Genomic DNA, 18365 nt, shown 5'->3' with positions numbered 1-18365 from the left:
CTCACAACATACCAACCGCGAAAGCTCCGGGACCCGTACGGGGCGCCGGACACGAGCCTGTGGACGGTGGGTGAGCAGCTTGGCCGACCACGACACCTCGACACATCCCCGATCCGCCAAGCACTCCAACGCACTCCGCGCGACGAACGCCCGCGGACAAGTCCAAAGAGGACCGCGCTGCGGCGGGTGCGCAGCGTAGCGCCGGGTCAGGAGTGCGCACCCAGCGCGTCGGCCAGCTCGGCCCGCCCCTTCAGACCGAGCTTGCGGTAGACGCTCGTCAGGTGCAGCTCCACCGTTCGCACCGTGAGGAACAACGCCTCCGCGATCTCGCGGTTCGTGGCGCCCGTCACGGCCTTCGCTGCCACGCGGCGCTCACCTTCGCTCAGCACGTCCGCCGGTGACGCGGTGCCGCGGCGCATGCGACCACCCGCCTCGGCCAGCGCGGGCAGCGAAAGGCGCAACTGCAGCTCGTCGCGGCAGAGCACCGCCACGTCGATCGAACGGCGCAACCGGTCCCGCGCACCTTCGGCGTCGCCCCGGCGGAAAAGACGCTGTCCGAGCAGATACTCCGCCTTCGCGTACTCGAGCTTGGCGGGGCTGCCTGCCAGCAGGTCCACCGCCCCCGCGAGCAGGTCGATCCCGGCCGGCCCCGGCGTGAGCCTCCCCCGCGCGGCACGCACCATGCCCAGCGCGCGGCGCGTGCCCCAGCGCACGGCCTGCTCCTCGGCCAGCTCGAGGTCGGCGAACGCCTCCTCACCGCGGCCGAGTTCGATGAGCACGTCCACAGCGTCGTACCACCACGGCGCGAGCAGCGGGTTGCCGATTCCGCTCTCGGCCAGGCTGTCGCGGCAGCGGTGGAGGTGCTGCAGCGCGCCCACGTGGTCGCCCACGGCCGCCAACGCGCGACCGCGGGCGATCAACAGCCAGTGGTACTCGAAGGTGAACCGTTCCAGCCGTGGTCTCGTGACGGTCTCGAGGACGTGCAACGCCCGCGCGGGCTCTCCGCGCCGGACAAGCGCCAAGGCGAGCACCGCCTGCGGCAGCGCGACATCCGCCCAGGACTCCGGCATGACCATGTCGTGGGACGCCTGCGCGTCCGAAAGCGCCTCCTCGGCGTTGCCCGCCCACAGCTGCACGAGCGCGCGGGTGCTCGCGCACAGGGAGAACATCCACGCCGTGCCCCGCAGCTGGGCGTCCTCCAGCCAGCGGTTGAGGACCTCCAGCGACGCGTCGACGTGGTCGGCCAGGTACAGCGGCAGCACCGCGCTCAGCACCGCCCGCCCACCCAGCGTCACATCGCTGATCGCCCGCACCTGGTGCGCCCGGGCCGCCACCTCCGCGGCCGGCTGGCCCTGCAGGGCGGCCAGCGAAGCCAGCAGGGCGAGCAGCTGCCGCTCCTCGGCGGTGTCACCCGCGGGCAGCGGCACTCCCCGGAACCGCTCCCCGACCTGCCGGACCGTGGACTTCTCGTGGAGCCCCGAAAGCAGCAGCGCCGACTCGGCCAGCGTGCGCAACGAACGATCCGCCGGTGACGGGGCGCGACCGATCTCGGCATCGAGCGCGTCCAGTACCGACCCGACCAGTTCGAAGGCCCGGAGGGAGTTGCGCGCACCCAGTGACGTCAGCGCGTACTGGACGGCCAGCGGCACCCGCCGCCTCGGGTCGGTGACGAGGTCGAGCGCGCGGTCGAGGTGCCGCAGCGCCGCGCGCGGGTCGACGTGGGCCAGCACCTTGGCCAGGTGCACGAGCACGGGCACGTGGCTGTCGTCGGCTTCGAGGGCGCGCGTCAGGTACCGCGCGGCCGCCGCGGGGGCGCCGCGGCTTTCGGCCTCCACGGCGGCGTCCCGCAGCACGTTGGCGACCCACGGCTGCGGCGGTCCCGGCAGCCGCAGGAGCTGGCCCGCGACCTCCTCCGTCGAACGGCCGCTGTCGTTGAGCAGCATCGCCGCGCGCTCACGCAACGCCGTCAGCTCGGCCACCGGCACCGACTCCAGGACGGTCTGCCGGACCAGATCGTGGGCGTAGTGGAGCCGGTCGGGCAGCAGCAGCTCGTCGTCGCGGAGCGCGCGGACCGCGGCCGCGGCAGGTCCCGGCTGGGTACCCGCGAGCGCGGCGACCAGCTCGATGTCCTCGCCGCCGAGCACGGCGACGGCCCGCGCGACCGCGAGCGCGTCCGGGGACATCCGGTCCACCAGCGCCCCGGCGACGATCTGCCTGCCGAGCTCGTCGAGCGCGGCCGCGTTCACCGCGTCCTGCTCGACCGGCCCCTCGCGCAGGCGCGCGACGATGCTGCCGAGCAGGAAGGGAGTACCGCCGGTCACCTCGAAGCACTTGCGCACGAACGCGTCCTCCGGCTCGGCGCCGAAAGCGCGGCGGAGAACCGCCCGCACCGCCTCGGCGGTGAGCGGCTGGAGATCGACCGCAAGGCACCACGACGACGCACCGATCTCGGCCAGCACCTGCGGGTTCGGCACGTCGCGGCCCGTGCGCTGGGTCAGGAGCACCAGCAGCGGCAGCTCCTCCGAGCGGCGCAGCAGGAACCCCAGCCAGCTCAGCGAGGCCTCGTCGCACCAGTGCACGTCGTCGACGGCCAGGACCACGGGGCCCTTCTCGCAGAGCTCGGACACCAGCCAGTGCAGGCCGTACATCACCGAGTACGCGTCGACGGCCTCCGCCCTGGGCCGCGCGGGCAGCAGCGCGGGCCGCGCCAGCGCCGCACGACCCGCCAGGCGCGGGGAGTCACCGGTCAGACCCAGCGGTTCGAACAGCGCGCGCACCGCCGCGTAGGCGCTGGCGCCGCTCTCCGGGCAGCTCACCGACAGCACCGTCGGGGTGACCGGGTCCAGGTCGTCGAGTGCCGCGCCCAGCAGCTTCGTCCGGCCGATCCCGGCCGGTCCGCGCAGCAACACGGTCTGCCCCGTGCCGAGCGCGGCCATGCGGGCGCATTCCTCGAGCATCGACAGTTCCCGGTCCCGGCCGACGAGTGAGCTCACGTGCCCAGCCGCCCGCACGCGCATGCCGGATCTCCTCAACTCGACCGGACCGCGAAGCCGGGGCCGCCACTTCCGCATGATGGTAGCCCTAGAGGGGCACGCTACTGACCTGCACGTCGGCCGCACAACGGCCGCGTGCGGTTTCCAGTGTTTTCCCCAAGAACTCCGTGCCTCGAAGCCAGGCCCCGCACCGGCGGCGGCCGGAATTGGGGTTTCGCCTACTTCTGCCGCGATAGGAATGGGTCGCCACCGGCGGGGCGGTTCGGCGAACCGCCAGTACTCATCGTGGTGAGGAGACCCAAAATGGCGCCCTCGGCTGGGACCGGTTTGCTGCGCGGGCCGGACACGACGTTGCCGAACCGGCTGGCGCTTTCGGCACGCACCGTGCGGAACGCGCTGATCCCGACCCCGAAGCTGCGCGACTGGATCACCGAGCGCAACGCCGCTCAGCTGCACGAGGTGCAGCGAATCCCGTTCGCACGGCTGCACAGGTGGCGCTTCGACGACGCCACCGGCGACCTCGCCCACGACAGTGGCAGGTTCTTCCGCATCCAGGGCCTGCGAGCCAGCAGCGACCACGGGCCGGTGCCGTCCTGGACGCAGCCGATCATCAACCAGCCCGAGATCGGCATCCTGGGCATCCTGGTCCGCGAGATCGACGGAGTGCTGCACTGCCTCATGCAGGCCAAGACCGAGCCGGGCAACGTCAACGGCGTGCAGCTCTCACCGACCGTGCAGGCCACCCGCAGCAACTACACCCGGGTGCACGAGGGCAGCGCGGTGCCGTACCTGGAGTACTTCCGCCGCGCCGAGGAACGGCACGTGCTCAGCGACGTGCTGCAGTCCGAGCAGGGCTCCTGGTTCTACCGCAAGCGGAACCGGAACATGGTCGTGGAGGTGCACGAACCGGTCCCCGAGCACGAGGACTTCCGCTGGGTCACGCTCGGCCAGCTGCACGAGCTGCTCACCGAGGACAACCTGGTGAACATGGACGCGCGCACGGTGCTTTCCTGCATCCCCGGCGGATTCGAGGGCACCGGCGCCGGCGGATCGGAGCAGGCGGACACGCTGGCCCGGTCCTGCGATCCGCTGTCCGGCAGCCTGCACACCGCCTCCGAGGTGCGCAGCTGGATCACCTCGCGGCAGTCCGAGCACCTGGTGCACGCCGACCTCATGCCGCTCAACGCGGTGCGGCAGTGGCGGCGCGGGCCCGGCGAGATCCACCACGAGCGGCACAACTTCTTCAGCATCATCGCCGTCGACGTGCGCAGCAACAGCCGCGAGGTCGGCGGCTGGACCCAGCCGCTGCTGCGGCCGCACGGCATCGGGACGGTCGCCATGCTGGTCAAGCGGGTCGACGGGGTGCTGCACGCGCTGGTCAACGCCCGCGTCGAGCCCGGCTACCTCGACGTGGTGGAGCTCGCGCCGACCGTGCAGTGCACCCCGCAGAACTACGAACGGCTGGAAGTCGACTACCGCCCGCCGCTGCTGGACGTGGTGCTCGGCCGCACACCGGAGCAGGTGCTGTTCGACACCGAGCTCTCCGAGGAGGGCGGCCGGTTCTTCCAGGCCCGCAACCACTACCAGATCATCGAGGTCGCCCAGGACTTCCCGGACACCGGCCTGCCGGACTTCCGGTGGCTGACGCTCTGGCAGCTCACCGACCTGCTCAAGCACAGCCACTACGTCAACGTGCAGGCCCGCAGCCTGATCGCCTGCCTGAGGGGGTTGGCATGAGCGCCGTGCGGCTGGGAGTGCTGGGGTGCTCGGCGATCGCCCGGCGCCGCACGCTGCCCGCCGCCGCCCTGGTGCCGGAGCTGACCACGGCCGCGGTCGCCAGCCGCAGCCCCGAGAAGGCGCGGCGCTTCGCCGCCGAGTTCGGCACCGCCGCGACCGACTACGACTCGCTGCTGGCCGACCCCGGCATCGAGGCGGTCTACATCTCGCTGCCGACCGCGCTGCACCACGAGTGGACCCGGCGCGCGCTCGACGCGGGAAAGCACGTGCTGTGCGAGAAGCCGCTCACCGAGGACTCCGCGAAGACCCGTGAGCTGACCGAGCTCGCCGCGGACAAGGAACTGGTGCTGCGGGAGAACTTCGCGTTCCTGCACCACCCGGCGCACAGTCGTGTGCGCGAGCTGGTGGACCAGAACCGGCTGGGGCTGCTGCGCACGTTCACCGCGGCTTTCGGCATCCCACCGCTGACCGCCGGCGACATCCGCTACGCCGCCGAGCTCGGCGGCGGCGCGCTGCTCGACGTCGGCGTCTACCCGCTGCGCGCGGCGCTGTTGCTGCTCGGACCGGACCTGTCGGTGGCGGGCGCGACGCTGCGCGTCGACGAGTCGCTGGGAGTGGACGTCGCCGGGCACGCGCTGCTCGTCTCCGGTGGCGGCGTCTTCGCCAACCTGGAGTTCGGTTTCCAGCACTGCTACCGCTCGCGCTACGCGCTGTGGGGCAGCTCGGCGTCGCTGAGCATGGACCGCGCGTTCACGCCTCCGGCCCAGCACCAGCCGGTGCTGCGCATCGACGAGCAGGACCACGCCGAGGAGATCACGCTGGCGCCGTCGCACCAGTTCGTCTCCTCGGTCAGCGCGTTCGCGCATGCCGTGCGGCTGCGCAGCCCGTACGAGCGCGACTGGCTGGACGACGCGAACGCGCTCGCGGCACTGGTGGAGTCGGTGCGGGACCAAGCGGTCCTCGTTCCGGCGAAGGACCCGAACAGAGGACGTGAGCCTGATGGAGATCGTGGGGAACGGTTTCCTCGCGCGGAACCTGACCGCGCACTTCGGTGACGCGCACCCGGAGGTGACCGTGATCGCCGCCGGGGTGTCCACCGCCGCCAGCACCGACTTCCCGGCCTTCGACCGGGAGGGCGAGCTGGTCGCCGACGTGCTGCGCCGCTGCGGGCGGACCGCACGCACGGTGGTGCTGCTGTCCACCGCCTCGGCCGGCATCTACGGCGCGCAGGGCTCGCCGGGCACCGAGGACGGGCCGGTTTTCCCGCGCACCGTGTACGGGCGGCACAAGCTCGCGCTCGAGCGGGTGTGCGAGCTGTCCGGCACGCCGTACCTGATCATCCGGCTCACCCACGTGGTCGGCGCCGCCCAGCCGCCGGACCAGTTGCTGCCGACGCTGACCCGCAGCGTGCTCTCCGGCGTGGTGACCGTGCAGCCGGGCGCGCACCGGGACCTGCTCGACGTCCGGCACGTGGCACCCACGCTGGACGTCCTGCTGCGGCGCGGAGTCCGCGGCGAGGTCGTCAACCTCGCCACCGGGGCACCGATCCCGGTCCCGGCGATCGTGGACGGCATCGAGTCCAGACTGGACATCCAGGCGGTGCGGCGCACGGCGGCCCGGCCGCCGGAGCGGACCGTGGTGAGCACGGAGAAGCTGCGTACTCTCGTGCCGGAGTTCGCCGAGCACGACTTCGGCCACGGCTACCTCGACGACCTGCTGGACCGCTACCTGAGCTCACTGGTGCAGGACGCCCTCGCGCTCAACGCCTGAGCCTGACCGCCACCGTGGGAGTACCCGCCCGGGTACCCGTGAGTCTTTCCGGTCGCGCCGGCAACCCAAAAGACTCACGGACGCGGGAATCAGCTCACGAGACCGCGCAGCGAACCGACCACATCGGACGGTGCGGGCAGCGCGTTCGCCGCCACCGCGAGCTCTCGCGCCGAAGCGGTGAACGACGGCTCCCCCAGCAGCCGGTCCAGCGCCGACTTGATCCCGCCGAGGTCGGCTTCGTGGTTGGGGATGTCCAGTCCCGCACCGGCCGCGGTGACCCGGCCCGCCATCGCCGGCTGGTCGTAGCCGCACGGCAGCGACAGCTGCGGCACTCCGGCGACCACCGATGTCATGGTCACCCCGCCACCGCCGTAGTGCACCACCGCGTCGCACTCCGGCAGCACCAGGCTCAACGGCAGGTTCTCGCGAACGTGCACGCCCTCCGGCAGCGGACCGCTCCCGGCGACGTCGGCGGGAGAGGCCAGCAGCAGCACCTCGAACCCCAGCGACGCCGAAGCCTCCACCGCCTGCGGCATCTTGTTCACCACGGGACCGAACGTGCGCGTCGCCGAGCGCCCCCACACCACGCACACGCGCGGGCGGCCGGTGCGTCCGGGAAGGTCCAGCGGCACGGCGCCGGGGCCGTTGTAGGGGATGTACCGGCACGGGAGCAGATCGGCCTCGTTGCGCGGGCGAATGGCCGCCGGGCACGGGTCGAGCACGTGGTCGACGTGGTGGAAACCCATCTCGCCGACGCCGTAGCGCTCGAAGGCGGAGCTGGTGTCCTCCGGGGCCGCGGCCCGGCCCCGCGGGTGGCTGCCCACCGGGCCGTACTCGTCGGCGGTACCCACCGGACCCCACAGCTGCATCACGTCGGGCACTCCGGTGACCTTCGCGACCAGCGGGCCCTCCAGGCTCATCATGTCGTGCACCACCAGATCCGGGCGGAAGGACCGCGCGTAGGCCACCGCGGCGTCGGTGCTGCGCGTGGCGCGTTCGAGCAGCTCGGGCTGGATTCCCGCCTGCCACGTGGCGAAGTCGAAGGTGGTGACCTCCACCGGTTCCGCGGTGTCCGGGTGCAGCGGAGGCTCCGGGTACGGCCAGCGCCCCTGGATCGCCGAGAGCAGGTTCACCAGCCGCGCGCCGCGCAGGATGTCGATGCCGTCCAGCACCGGTACCGGCGTCAGGCCCGCCTGCGTCACCGCGGCCACATCGGTCTCGCAGCAGAGCACGCGCACGTCGTGCCCGGCCGCGCGCAGCGCCCAGCCCAGCGGGACCATCGGGAAGTAGTGCCCCGTCCACGACGACACCGCGAACAACACTCGCATGGCGCTCCTCTCCGCTCCGTTCCCTTCAGGACCACCAAGGTAGTTCGCCGTCAGGTGGGCGAATCCCCAGTATTCGGGCCGGATGGAGCACGCGCGGCCGCCGGGATCCCGCACGCCGCACGGCATCCGGCGAAGCGATGGACGAAAACCTAGTCTTCCCACGAGTTTTCGGCTGGTAGAGCGACTGGTCCGCCGGGACCGGCTGCCGCATGCTCGGGGCACGGCTCCCGGGGGCCGCGGTAAGTGCGGTGGCGGTCCCCAGGGCACCACGACTCCAGTTGCGGGGGATGCCACCGATGACCGTGCTCTCGACGGCCCGCACCGGCCGACCCGGCCACGGCGGACGGGACCCCGGGGCGCCGATGATCGAGGCCGTCGGCGTCGGCAAGACCTTCGGCCCGGTGCCCGCGCTGAGATCGGTCGACCTGGCCGTCCCCAGGGGCACCGTGCTCGGCCTGCTCGGGCACAACGGGGCGGGCAAGACGACGCTGGTGAACATCCTCACCACGATGCTGCCTGCCGGCTCCGGCACCGCCCGCGTCGCCGGCTTCGACGTCGCCGCGCAGCCGAGGGAGGTGCGCAAGCGCATCGGGCTGACCGGTCAGTTCGCCTCCGTCGACGAGCAGATGTCCGGGCGCGACAACCTGGTGATGCTGGCCCGGTTGCTCGGCGCGGACGCCGGACGGGCCAGGGCGCGGGCCGGCGAGCTGCTGGAGGCGTTCGACCTGACGGCGGCCTCCGGGCGGCGGGCCAAGACCTACTCCGGCGGAATGCGCCGGCGCCTGGACCTGGCGGCCTGCCTGGTCGGCAACCCGGAGGTGATCTTCCTGGACGAGCCGACCACCGGGCTGGACCCCTCCAGCCGGATGGCCGTGTGGGACATCGTGGAACGCCTGGTGACCGAGGGCACCACGGTGCTGCTGACCACGCAGTACCTCGACGAGGCGGACCGGCTCGCCGACACCATCACCGTGCTTTCGGCGGGGACCGTGATCGCCTCCGGTTCGGCCGCCGAGCTCAAGGCCCAGGTCGGGCAGCGGACGGTGACGATCGTGCCGGAGCCGGGCAGTGACCTGGCCGCGGGTTGCCGGGCGCTGCGGGCCGCCGGGATGGACCCCGCGGTCGGCCGGGAAGGCGCGGCGATCATCACGCCGATCGAGGCGTCGCGCGAGACCGCGACGGTGCTCCGCGTGCTGGAGGAGGCGGGCATCGAACCCGCCGAACTGGCCTTCGGGGAACCGACCCTGGACGACGTCTACCTCGCGCTGGCCCGCCACACCAGGACGGCGTGAACGCGCACCCGCGGTCGCCGGGCCCGCAAGGGCGGCGGTCGCGCGGTGCGGGCCAGGGCCGTGAGACCGCTCGACCGGCACGGCGCGCCCCGGTTCGCGGTTCCGGCCGGTGCTCCCGCGGCACCCGGCCCAACGGGCGCGCCTGCCGGAACACCTTCCGAACCTCAGTGGAGCGAGCATGACCGCAACCGCGCCGTTGCACTCGGACGCGCCGACCTCGTCCGCCCGGTGGGACGGGAGTTCCGTCCCCACCCAGATCGCCGTGCTGACGATGCGTTCGCTGCGCGCGTTCGTCACCGACCCCGGCCTCGTGCTGGTGGGGCTGATCCAGCCGGTGATGACGCTGTTCGTGTTCACCCAGATCTTCACGAACTTCGCGCTGGCCGCCAACCTCCCCAGCGGTACCGACTACCTCGACTTCCTGATGCCCGCGGTGCTGGTCAACCACGTGGTGCAGACCTCGTCGCAGACCGGCATCGGGCTGGTGGAGGACCTGCGCAACGGCATCGTCGCCCGCCTTCGCTCACTGCCGATCATGCCGAGCTCGCTGCTGCTGGCCCGCAGCATCTCGGACCTGATCCGCGGCGCGGTCCAGGTCGTGCTGATCATCGTGCTCGCCATGGCCGCGCTGGGTTACTCGCCGCAGGGCGGCCTCATGGGCACCGTGCTCTCGGCTCTGCTGACCCTGGGCGTCGGCAGCGCGCTGAGCTGGGCGTTCCTCGCGATGGGGGCGTGCCTGCGGCGGACCGAGCCGATGCAGAACATCAGCGTGCTGGTGATGGTGCCGCTGATGTTCATCTCCAGCGCTTTCGTGCCGATCAGCGAGCTGCCGGACTGGCTGGAGCTGGTCGCCCGGATCAATCCGCTGACCTACGCCGTCGACGCCTCCCGTGCGGTCGCCCTGGGCCTGGACGGCACCTACCTGGTGGCGCCGTCGCTGTTCATCAGCTTCGTGCTGGCCCTCGTCAGCGCACTGATCGCGATCCGCGGCTTCCGCCGCCCCCTGTAGCGGGCTCGCGTTTCGTCAACGGGCCTGCCACGGCGTGCCGTGGCAGGCCCGTTGGCGTCGAGGACTCGACTCACAGAGCCCGGCTCCACGACCGCGGAGGCCGTGGAGCCGGGCTCTGAGCAGGACCCGCCCGACGCTTCGATCAGGACTGACCGAGCTCGTTGTCCAGCATCTCGAACATGTCGTCGTCGGAGGCGCTGTCGAAGTCGAACCCGTCGCCGTCCTCGGCGCGATCGTCGCGCAGGGCCTGCCACCTGCCGCGCAGCAGCTCGAGTCGCCCGGTGACCTGCCCGTGCAGCTCGTCGTCGACTTCCACGTCCTCGAAGGACTTCAGCAGCCGGTCCAGCTCGGCCAGCATCGCCGCCGGGCCGTCCTGCGCCGGGGCCAGCTCCCCGAGCAGGTGCTCGACCAGCTCCACGGGCGTCGGGTAGTCGAACAGCAGCGTCGCCGGCAGCCGCAGGCCCGTCGCCGTCCCCATGCGGTTGCGGAACTCGACCGCGGTCAGCGAGTCGAACCCGAGGGCCTGGAACTCGCTCTGGGCCCGCACCTCCGAGGTGTCGGCGTGCCTGAGCACGGCCGCCGCCTGGGTGCGCACCACGTCGAGCAGCACCTCCCGCTGCTCCGTTGCCGCAAGCCCGTCGAGTCGCTGGGCCAGGTCGGCACCGCCACCTGCGGTGACGCGACGGGCCGGGGTCCGCACGAGTCCGCGCAGCAGCGGCCGGACCTCACCCTGCTCCCGCAGCGCGGCCAGGTCGAGCCGGACCGGGAGCAGCAGGGGCTGTTCGGAGCCCACGGCGGCGTCGAAGAGCGCGAGGCCCTGTTCGGCTGCCAGCGGCGGCATTCCGGAACGGGCGATCCGCTGGGCATCCTCCTCGGTGAGCGCGCTCGTCATACCGCCGGAGTCCCACGGACCCCACGCCAGCGACACGCCCGGCAAGTCCCGTGCCCGGCGGTACCGCGCCAGCGCGTCCAGGTAGGAGTTCGCGGCGGCGTAGTTGGCCTGCCCCGCCGCGCCGAAAACCCCGGCCACCGAGGAGAACAGCACGAAGGCGTCGAGGGGCAGCCGCTCGGTCGCTTCGTGCAGGTTCCACGCGGCGTCGGCCTTCGGCCGCAGTACGGCCGAGACACGCTCGGCGTCGAGTGAGCCGAGCACGCCGTCGTCGAGCACGCCCGCCGCGTGCACCACGGCGGTCAGCGGATGTTCGGCCGGGATCCCGTCGAGCAACAGGTCGAGCTGCTCGCGGTCGGCGAGGTCGCACGCGGCGACGGTCGCCTGCGCGCCCAGCTCCTCCAGTTCTGCCACGAGCTCCGAGGCGCCGTCCGCGGCCGGTCCGCGCCGGCTCGCCAGCAGCAGCCGCCGCACGCCTCGCTCGGCGAGGTGGCGGGCCATCAGCCTGCCGAGACCGCCGGTGCCTCCGGTGACGAGCACGGTGCCCTCGAGGTCCCAGGTGACCGGCTCCGCGGCTTCCGCACGCGCGAGCCGCAGCACCTTCGGCTCGTCGTCCTGAATGGACACCTCGGTCTCGGTGCAGCCGAGCGCCCGCAGCAGCGCGTCGGCGCTGATGTCCCCGTCGCCGAGGTCGATCACCCCGAACCTGCCGGGATTCTCCGACTCGGCGGTGCGCACCAGGCCGGCGGCCGCCGCGGCGGCCAGGTCGGAGTCAGCCCGCGTGACGAACACCAGCCGCGACGCACCGCGCCAGGACCGCACGAGTTCCAGCGCCCGGTGGACCAGCGCGTGCACCGGCTCCGGCTCACCGCCATCGCCGTGCAGCGAGCACAGCACGGGCCGCGACTCCGACTCCGGCACCGTACCGAGGTCGGCGTGCACCTCGGCGGTTTGCCCGGCCGACTTCAGCAGCTCCGCGAGGCCGAACGGGTCGCTGCCGACCAGCACCGGCGCCTCGCTCGGTTCCGGGACCTGCGGCAACGCCGTCCACGACGGCTGGAACAGCGAGTTCCGGCCGATGCCGAGACCACGCACCTCCTGCTGAGCCCGGGTGCGCAGCGTTGCGATCGAGGCGACCGGCTTCCCCGCCGCGTCCGCCAACGCGATGGTCAGCGTGTCCGGGCCGGTGCGCCGCATCCGCACCCGCAGCACCGAAGCGCCTGCGGCGTGCAGCGAGACTCGCTCCCACACGAACGGCACACCGCCCCCGGAGTCGGTGAGCATCGCCGCGTGCAGCGCGGAGTCCAGCAACGCCGGGTGCAGCCCGTAGGCGGTGGCGTCCACGTCGCCGGGGAGGCCGACCTCCGCGAACACCGCGTCGCCGTCGCGCCAGGCCGCCCGCAGGCCCTGGAACAGCGGGCCGTACTCGAACCCGAGGTCGGCGAAGGTCTCGTAGCAGCCCTCGACGTCAAGCTCGTCCGCCGCCGGAGGCCACTGGGCGTCGAAGTCCGCATCGTCGGGCCCGCTGCCCAGCACACCGCTGGCGTGGAGGGTCCAGTCGGACGCACCGTCCTGGCACGAATGCACGGTCAGCTCCCGCCGGCCCTCCTCATCAGGCGCCGCGGCGTACACCTGCACCCGCACGCCTCCCTCGGCAGGCAGGACCAGCGGAGCAACCAGCCTCAGCTCCTCGACCCGTTCGCAACCGGCCTCCTCGCCCGCGCGCAGCGCCAGCTCCAGCAATGCCGTGCCGGGCACCAGGACCGTGCCGCCCACCACGTGTTCGCACAGCCACGTGTGGGTGTGCCGGGAGAGCCTGCTGGTGAACAGCAGTCCCGCGGAGTCGGCGAGCTCCACGGCGGCGCCCAGCAGCGGATGTCCGGGCGCGGTCAGCCCAGCCGCGGCCACGTCGCCCGCGGCGGAAACCGGTGCATCAGGCCAGAACGTCCGCTGCTGGAACGGGTAGGTGGGCAGGTCCACGCGACGCGCACCGGGGAACAGCGCGCCCCAGTCCAGCCGGACGCCCCGCACGTGCAGGTGGCCGAGCGCGGTCAGCACCGCCTGCTCCTCCGCGGTGTCCCCGCGCATCGCCGGGATCAGCGCGGCGTCGGGGCCGGTCGACTCGCGGGCCATCGCGGTGAGCACGCCGTCCGGGCCGATCTCCAGGAACGTGCGCGCGCCCAGTTCGCCGAGCTCGCGGACGCCGTCGGCGAACCTGACCTCGTGGCGCACGTGGTCGACCCAGTGGTCCGGCCCGAGGTCGGTGATCTCGGCACCGGTCACGGTGGACACGATCGGGATCCGCGGTGCGCCGAAGGACAGTTCGGCCACGCCGGCGCGGAACTCCTCCAGCATCGGTTCCATCAGCGGCGAGTGGAAGGCGTGCGAGACCCGCAGTTGCGAGGTCCGGCGGCCGAGTTCCCGGAAGTGCCCGGCGATCTCGGCGACCGCCGCCTCGGTACCGGAGACCACGACGGCCCGCGGACCGTTGACGGCCGCGAGACCGACGTCGGACTCGCGGCCCTCCAGCAGCGGCGCGACCTCGTCCTCGCTCGCCTGCACGGCGGTCATCGCCCCGCCTTCGGGCAAGGACTGCATCAGCCGTCCCCGGGCCGTCACCAGCTTCGCGGCATCGGCCAGCGACAGCACTCCGGCCACATGCGCGGCCGTGATCTCACCGATCGAATGCCCGGTCAGGTGGTCCGGCCGGACACCCCACGCCTCGAACAGCCGGAACAGCGCCACTTCGACGGCGAACAGCGCGGGCTGCGAGAACTCCGTCCGGTTCAGCGCATCGGCGTCGTCGCCCCACACGATCTCCCGCAACGGGCGGTCGAGGTGCCGGTCCACGTCAGCGAACACCGCGTCCAGGGCTTCGGCGAAAACCGGGAAGCGGGCGTGCAGTTCGCGGCCCATGCCGAGCCGCTGCGAGCCCTGCCCGGTGAACAGCGCGGCGAGCTTTCCGGTCGTGGCGGAGCCTTCGACCACGGCCGGATCAGGGGTTCCGGCGGCCAGCGCGGTCAGCGAGCGCACCGCCTGGTCCTGGTCGGCGGCGAGCACGGCCGCCCGCCGGTCGAACGCGCTGCGGCCGGTGGCCAGCGAGTACCCGGTGTCGGCCAGGTCCGGGTGCTCGCTGCGCAGGTGCGCGGCGAGCCGGGTCGCTTGTGCGTGCAGAGCCTCGGGGGTCTGGCCGGAGACGACCAGCAGCGCGGGCCGATCGCTGTGCTCGCGATCCGATGGCGCGGTCTGCGGCCCTTGCTCCAGGATGAGGTGCGCGTTGGTGCCGCTGATCCCGAACGACGACACACCCGCACGCCGCACCCGACCGGTTTCAGGCCACTCGGTCGGCTTGGAGAGCAGCTCCACGGCCCCCGCCGACCAATCTACCTTCGACGACGGCGCATCCACGTGCAGGCTCTCGGGCAACACCCCATGCCGCATGGCCATGACCATCTTGATCACACCCGCCACACCCGCAGCAGCCTGCGTATGACCGATGTTCGACTTCACCGAACCCAGCAGCAGCGGAACCTCACGACCCTGACCATACGTCGCCAACAACGCCTGCGCCTCGATCGGATCACCCAACGTGGTCCCGGTCCCGTGCGCCTCCACCACATCCACATCGGACACATCCAGGCGCGCACTGTCCAACGCCGCACGAATCACCCGCTGCTGCGACGGACCATTCGGCGCCGTCAGACCATTCGACGCACCGTCCTGGTTGATCGCCGAACCCCGCAGCACTGCCAGCACCGGATGCCCGTGGCGTCGCGCATCCGACAACCGCTCCAGCAGCACCATTCCGATGCCCTCGGACCAGCCGACTCCGTCCGCCGCGTCCGAGAACGCCTTGCAACGCCCGTCGGGCGAGAGACCTCGTTGCCGGGAGAACTCGACGAACGCGGCCGGGGTCGACATCACCGTCACACCACCGGCCAACGCCAGCGAGCACTCCCCCGAGCGCAACGCCTGCGCCGCCCAATGCATCGACACCAACGACGACGAACACGCGGTGTCCACCGTCACCGCCGGACCTTCCAGCCCGAACGTGTAAGCCACCCGGCCGGAAGCGACGCTCGGCGCGCTCCCGTGCCCTTGGTAGCCGCTGTGCTCGGAGGCGGACAGCATGGTCCCGTAGTCGTTGTACATCACCCCGGCGAACACCCCGGTCCGGCCGCCGCGCAACGACACCGGATCGATCCCCGCCCGCTCGACCGCCTCCCAGCAGACCTGCAGCAGCAGCCGCTGCTGCGGATCGGTCGTGAGCGCTTCGCGCGGGCTCATCCCGAAGAACGCCGGGTCGAACTCGGCGGCATCGTGCAGGAACCCGCCGTGGCGGGTCGTGGAGGTGCCCACCGAATCCGGGTCCGGGTCGTACAGCGCGTCGAGATCCCAACCCCGATTGGCCGGAAAACCCGAGATCCCATCGCCACCATCCGACACCAACCGCCACAGATCCTCCGGCGAAGCCACCCCACCCGGATAACGGCACGCCATCCCGACCACCACGATCGGATCGTCCTCGACATCGCGGGTGACCTGCCGCGGCACCAGCACTTCCGGCTCCGCGCCCACCAACTCGCCGAGCAGGTGACCGGTCAGCGCGGACGGCGTCGGGTAGTCGAACACCAGCGTATGAGGCAGGCGCAACCCGACCTCGCTCCCGAGCCGGTTGCGCAGCTCCACCGCGGTCAGCGAGTCGAACCCGAGATCCTGGAAGGCGGCCTCCGGATCGACTTCACCCGCGCCGGAATGCCCCAGCACCGCGGCAACCTGGGCGCGGACGAGGTCCAGCACGAACTCGTGGCGCCGGTCCGAGTCCATCGCTGCCAGCCGCTCCCCCAGCGAGGTCGCTGCCGGGCGTGCCGCGATCCGCTGCCGAGCCGGGGTCCGCACGAGCCCGCGCAGCAGGTCGGGGACCTCGGGCTGCTCTCGCAGCACGGTGAAGTCGAACCGCACCGGCAGCAGCACCGCCCCGCCGCTGGCCAGCGCCGCGTCGAACAGCGCGAGGCCCTGCCGGTGGGTCAGCGGCGGCAGTCCGGACCTGGCGAGCCGCTGGCGGTCGGTGTCGGTAAGCGTGCCGGTCATGCCGCCGGTCTCCACCCACGGTCCCCACGCCAGCGACACCGCCGGCAGCCCGCTCGCGCGCCGACGGCGGGCGAGCCCGTCGAGGTAGGCGTTGGCAGCGGCGTAGTTGCCCTGACCGGCCGCACCGAACGTGCCGGCCAGCGAGGAGAACAGCACGAACGCCGAGACGTCACCGGCCAGTTCGTGCAGGTTCCACGCGGCGTCCACCTTCGGCCGCAGCACGGCCTCCAGCCGTTGCGGGGTGAGCGAGCCGAGCGCGCCGTCGTCGAGCACCCCGGCGGTGTGCACGACGGCGCCCACCGGGTGCTCGGCGAGCAGCCTGGCCAGCGCGTCGCGGTCGGCGACGTCGCACGAGGCGACCCGCACGTCGGCCGCCGACAGCTCCTCGACCAGTTCGGCCACGCCTTCGGCATCCGGTCCGCTGCGGCTGACCAGCAATAGTTCGCGGGCGCCGTGCTCGGTGACCAGGTGCCGGGCGACGGCGCGGCCCAGGCCGCCGGTGCCGCCCGTGACGAGGATCCGGCCGCACGAAGCCCAATCGACCGTCTCCGTCCGCTCCGGGGTGACGCGTGCCAACCGGCCTACGTGGCGGGTGCCACCGCGAATGGTCTGGGGCTCGGTCGCGCCGAGCGCCTGCGGCAACGCGGCCAGGGATTCGGGTGTGCCGTCGAGGTCCACCAACCCGAACGCGCCCGGGTTCTCCGCCTGCGCGGCCCGCACCAGACCCCGGACCGAGGACGCGGCGAGGTCGGTGGCGGCGTCCTCGGTGACGAAGACCAGGCGCCGCGAGCCGGCGAACCGCGCCTCGGCCTGTTGGAGGAGGTGGAGCACGCGGGCGCTCAGTTCGTGCACGGCCGCCGGGTGCGAGCCGGTCCGGCCCACCGGGACGAGCACCACGTCCACGTCCTCGGACAGCGCGTCGATGTCGGTGCAGACGTCCCGGTCCTCGGCCACCGCCGCGCCGAACTCGCCGTCGTCGAACCGCAGGACCACCGCGGAGCCCGCCTCAGTCCCGGTGTCTTCCGGCCGCCATTCCAGCCGGTACAGCGAGTCGTGCTCGGCGCCCCATGCCGCCTGCTCCGTGGAAACCGCGCGCAGGGACAACGAATCCACCGAGGCGACGGGTTCGCCGGAGGACGCGTCCGCCCTGATCGACACCGAGTCGGGGCCGTTCCGCGTGATCGTCACCCGCAGCGCGGTGGCGCCGGAGGCGTGCAGCGACATGCCCTGCCAGGAGAAAGGCAACGCGCCTTCGGGGAGATCGTCCAGCCACGCCGCCGCCTGCACACCGGCGTCCAGCAGCGCCGGGTGCACGCCGAACCCATCGGTGTCGGTGTCCTCCGGCAGCGCGACCTCGGCGAACACCGCCTCGCCCGACCGCCACAGCGCCCGCAAGCCCTGGAACACCGGACCGTAGGCCAAACCCGCTTCGGCGAACCGCGCGTACGCGCCGTCCAGATCGACCCGCTCAGCACCCTGCGGCGGCCACTCCGCCGCATCGGGGCCGGCCGGTGCGGGTCCGATACCGAGGACCCCGCTCGCGTGGTGGGTCCACGCCCGGCCTTCGGCGCTGTCGGGCCGCGAGTACACCTCGACGGTCCGCCTCCCGGCCTCGTCAGGGCCACCGACCCAGACCTGCACGCGGACCGCCTCACCGTCCGGCAGCACCAGGGGCGCGAGCAGCGCGAGCTCTTCGAGCCGGTCGCAGCCCGACTCGTCACCGGCGCGCAACGCCAGCTCGGCGAAGGCGGTACCCGGCACGACGACCGCGCCGCGCACCACGTGCTCGGCCAGCCACGGGTGCGACCGCGTGGAAAGCCTGCTGGTGAACAGGAACCCGTCTGCGTCCGCTCGCTCCACCGACGCGCCCAGCAGCGGGTGTCCGGCGGCGGTGAGCCCTGCCGAGCGCACGTCCCCGGCCCGGGCGGAGCGCATCGGCCAGAACCGGCGGTGCTGGAACGCATAGGTCGGCACGTCGGCCGGGCGCGTCCCGGCCAGCAACGGCGACCAGTCGACGGCGCGGCCGCGCGTGTGCAGTTCGGCCAGTGCGGTGAGGAAGGCCCGTTCTTCGTCCTGCTCCCGTCGCAGCAAGGCCACGGCGGCGGAGGCCGGTTCCTGCGCCGATTCGGCCGCGAGCGCGGTCAGCGAGCCGTCCGGGCCGACCTCCAGGAAGGTCCGCGCGCCGCGGCGCTCCAGCTCCCGCACGGCGTCGGCGAACCGGACCGCGGCCCGCACCTGCTCGACCCAGTGCTCGGG

The 18365-nt window shown here is 72.6% G+C and carries 8 protein-coding genes (1 of these 8 running past the window's edge); 5 read left to right on the top strand and 3 right to left on the bottom strand.

Annotated features, from left to right (window positions below):
* Positions 1 to 206 precede the first annotated feature (206 nt).
* Positions 207 to 3017 carry an ATP-binding protein gene (locus HUO13_RS15020; protein ID WP_211901958.1) on the bottom strand — a complete coding sequence of 937 codons (2811 nt, stop codon included), beginning with the start codon at positions 3015 to 3017 and terminating at the stop codon, positions 207 to 209.
* 279 nt (positions 3018 to 3296) lie between these two features.
* Here HUO13_RS15020 and HUO13_RS15015 point away from each other — a divergent pair, with 279 nt between their 5' ends.
* The 3 genes from HUO13_RS15015 to HUO13_RS15005 are packed head-to-tail and all read left to right on the top strand — an operon-like array spanning position 3297 to position 6500.
* The gene (locus HUO13_RS15015; protein ID WP_211901957.1) at positions 3297 to 4730 is read left to right on the top strand and encodes an NDP-hexose 2,3-dehydratase family protein; all 1434 of its coding nucleotides are present in this window, start codon (positions 3297 to 3299) and stop codon (positions 4728 to 4730) included.
* Positions 4727 to 5785, top strand: coding sequence for a Gfo/Idh/MocA family protein (locus HUO13_RS15010; protein WP_211901956.1), 1059 nt, complete (start codon positions 4727 to 4729; stop codon positions 5783 to 5785). Before HUO13_RS15015 ends, HUO13_RS15010 begins: the two co-directional genes overlap by 4 nt.
* Entirely contained in the window at positions 5730 to 6500 is a 771-nt protein-coding gene (locus HUO13_RS15005; protein ID WP_211901955.1) for an NAD-dependent epimerase/dehydratase family protein, read from the top strand. The genes HUO13_RS15010 and HUO13_RS15005 overlap by 56 nt, the downstream gene beginning before the upstream one ends.
* A gap of 89 nt (positions 6501 to 6589) precedes the next feature.
* Here the strand turns inward: HUO13_RS15005 and HUO13_RS15000 are convergent, their stop codons facing one another.
* Positions 6590 to 7828: a nucleotide disphospho-sugar-binding domain-containing protein gene (locus HUO13_RS15000; RefSeq protein ID WP_211901954.1), complete on the bottom strand. Its 1239-nt coding sequence runs from the start codon at positions 7826 to 7828 to the stop codon at positions 6590 to 6592.
* A gap of 296 nt (positions 7829 to 8124) precedes the next feature.
* On the opposite strand from HUO13_RS15000, the gene HUO13_RS14995 reads away from it, so the two are divergent.
* Complete coding sequence (locus HUO13_RS14995; RefSeq protein ID WP_349253373.1) at positions 8125 to 9120, top strand: ATP-binding cassette domain-containing protein; 996 nt, start codon at positions 8125 to 8127, stop codon at positions 9118 to 9120.
* 178 nt (positions 9121 to 9298) lie between these two features.
* Entirely contained in the window at positions 9299 to 10129 is an 831-nt protein-coding gene (locus HUO13_RS14990) for an ABC transporter permease (RefSeq protein ID WP_211901953.1), read from the top strand.
* 142 nt (positions 10130 to 10271) lie between these two features.
* Here HUO13_RS14990 and HUO13_RS14985 read toward each other — a convergent pair whose 3' ends face one another.
* Positions 10272 to 18365: the 3' portion of an SDR family NAD(P)-dependent oxidoreductase gene (locus HUO13_RS14985; RefSeq protein WP_432757840.1), read on the bottom strand. The gene runs 12585 nt beyond the window's last position; the window shows 8094 of its 20679 coding nt (coding positions 12586-20679); its start codon lies beyond the right edge, outside the window — the gene reads right to left on this strand; it ends in the stop codon at positions 10272 to 10274.

The sequence above is a fragment of the Saccharopolyspora erythraea genome, assembly GCF_018141105.1.
In the GTDB taxonomy this organism is placed as follows: Bacteria; Actinomycetota; Actinomycetes; order Mycobacteriales; family Pseudonocardiaceae; genus Saccharopolyspora_D; species Saccharopolyspora_D erythraea_A.
This window is presented reverse-complemented; position numbering and strand designations above follow the sequence as displayed.

What these genes read in the sequence shown, in the direction of transcription:
- HUO13_RS15005 (WP_211901955.1), top strand. Translation starts at nt 5,730, where the DNA reads ATGGAGATCGTGGGGAACGGTTTCCTCGCGCGGAACCTGACCGCGCAC.
- HUO13_RS15020 (WP_211901958.1), bottom strand. Translation starts at nt 3,017, where the DNA reads ATGCGCGTGCGGGCGGCTGGGCACGTGAGCTCACTCGTCGGCCGGGAC.
- HUO13_RS15000 (WP_211901954.1), bottom strand. Translation starts at nt 7,828, where the DNA reads ATGCGAGTGTTGTTCGCGGTGTCGTCGTGGACGGGGCACTACTTCCCG.
- HUO13_RS14995 (WP_349253373.1), top strand. Translation starts at nt 8,125, where the DNA reads ATGACCGTGCTCTCGACGGCCCGCACCGGCCGACCCGGCCACGGCGGA.
- HUO13_RS14990 (WP_211901953.1), top strand. Translation starts at nt 9,299, where the DNA reads ATGACCGCAACCGCGCCGTTGCACTCGGACGCGCCGACCTCGTCCGCC.
- HUO13_RS15010 (WP_211901956.1), top strand. Translation starts at nt 4,727, where the DNA reads ATGAGCGCCGTGCGGCTGGGAGTGCTGGGGTGCTCGGCGATCGCCCGG.
- HUO13_RS15015 (WP_211901957.1), top strand. Translation starts at nt 3,297, where the DNA reads ATGGCGCCCTCGGCTGGGACCGGTTTGCTGCGCGGGCCGGACACGACG.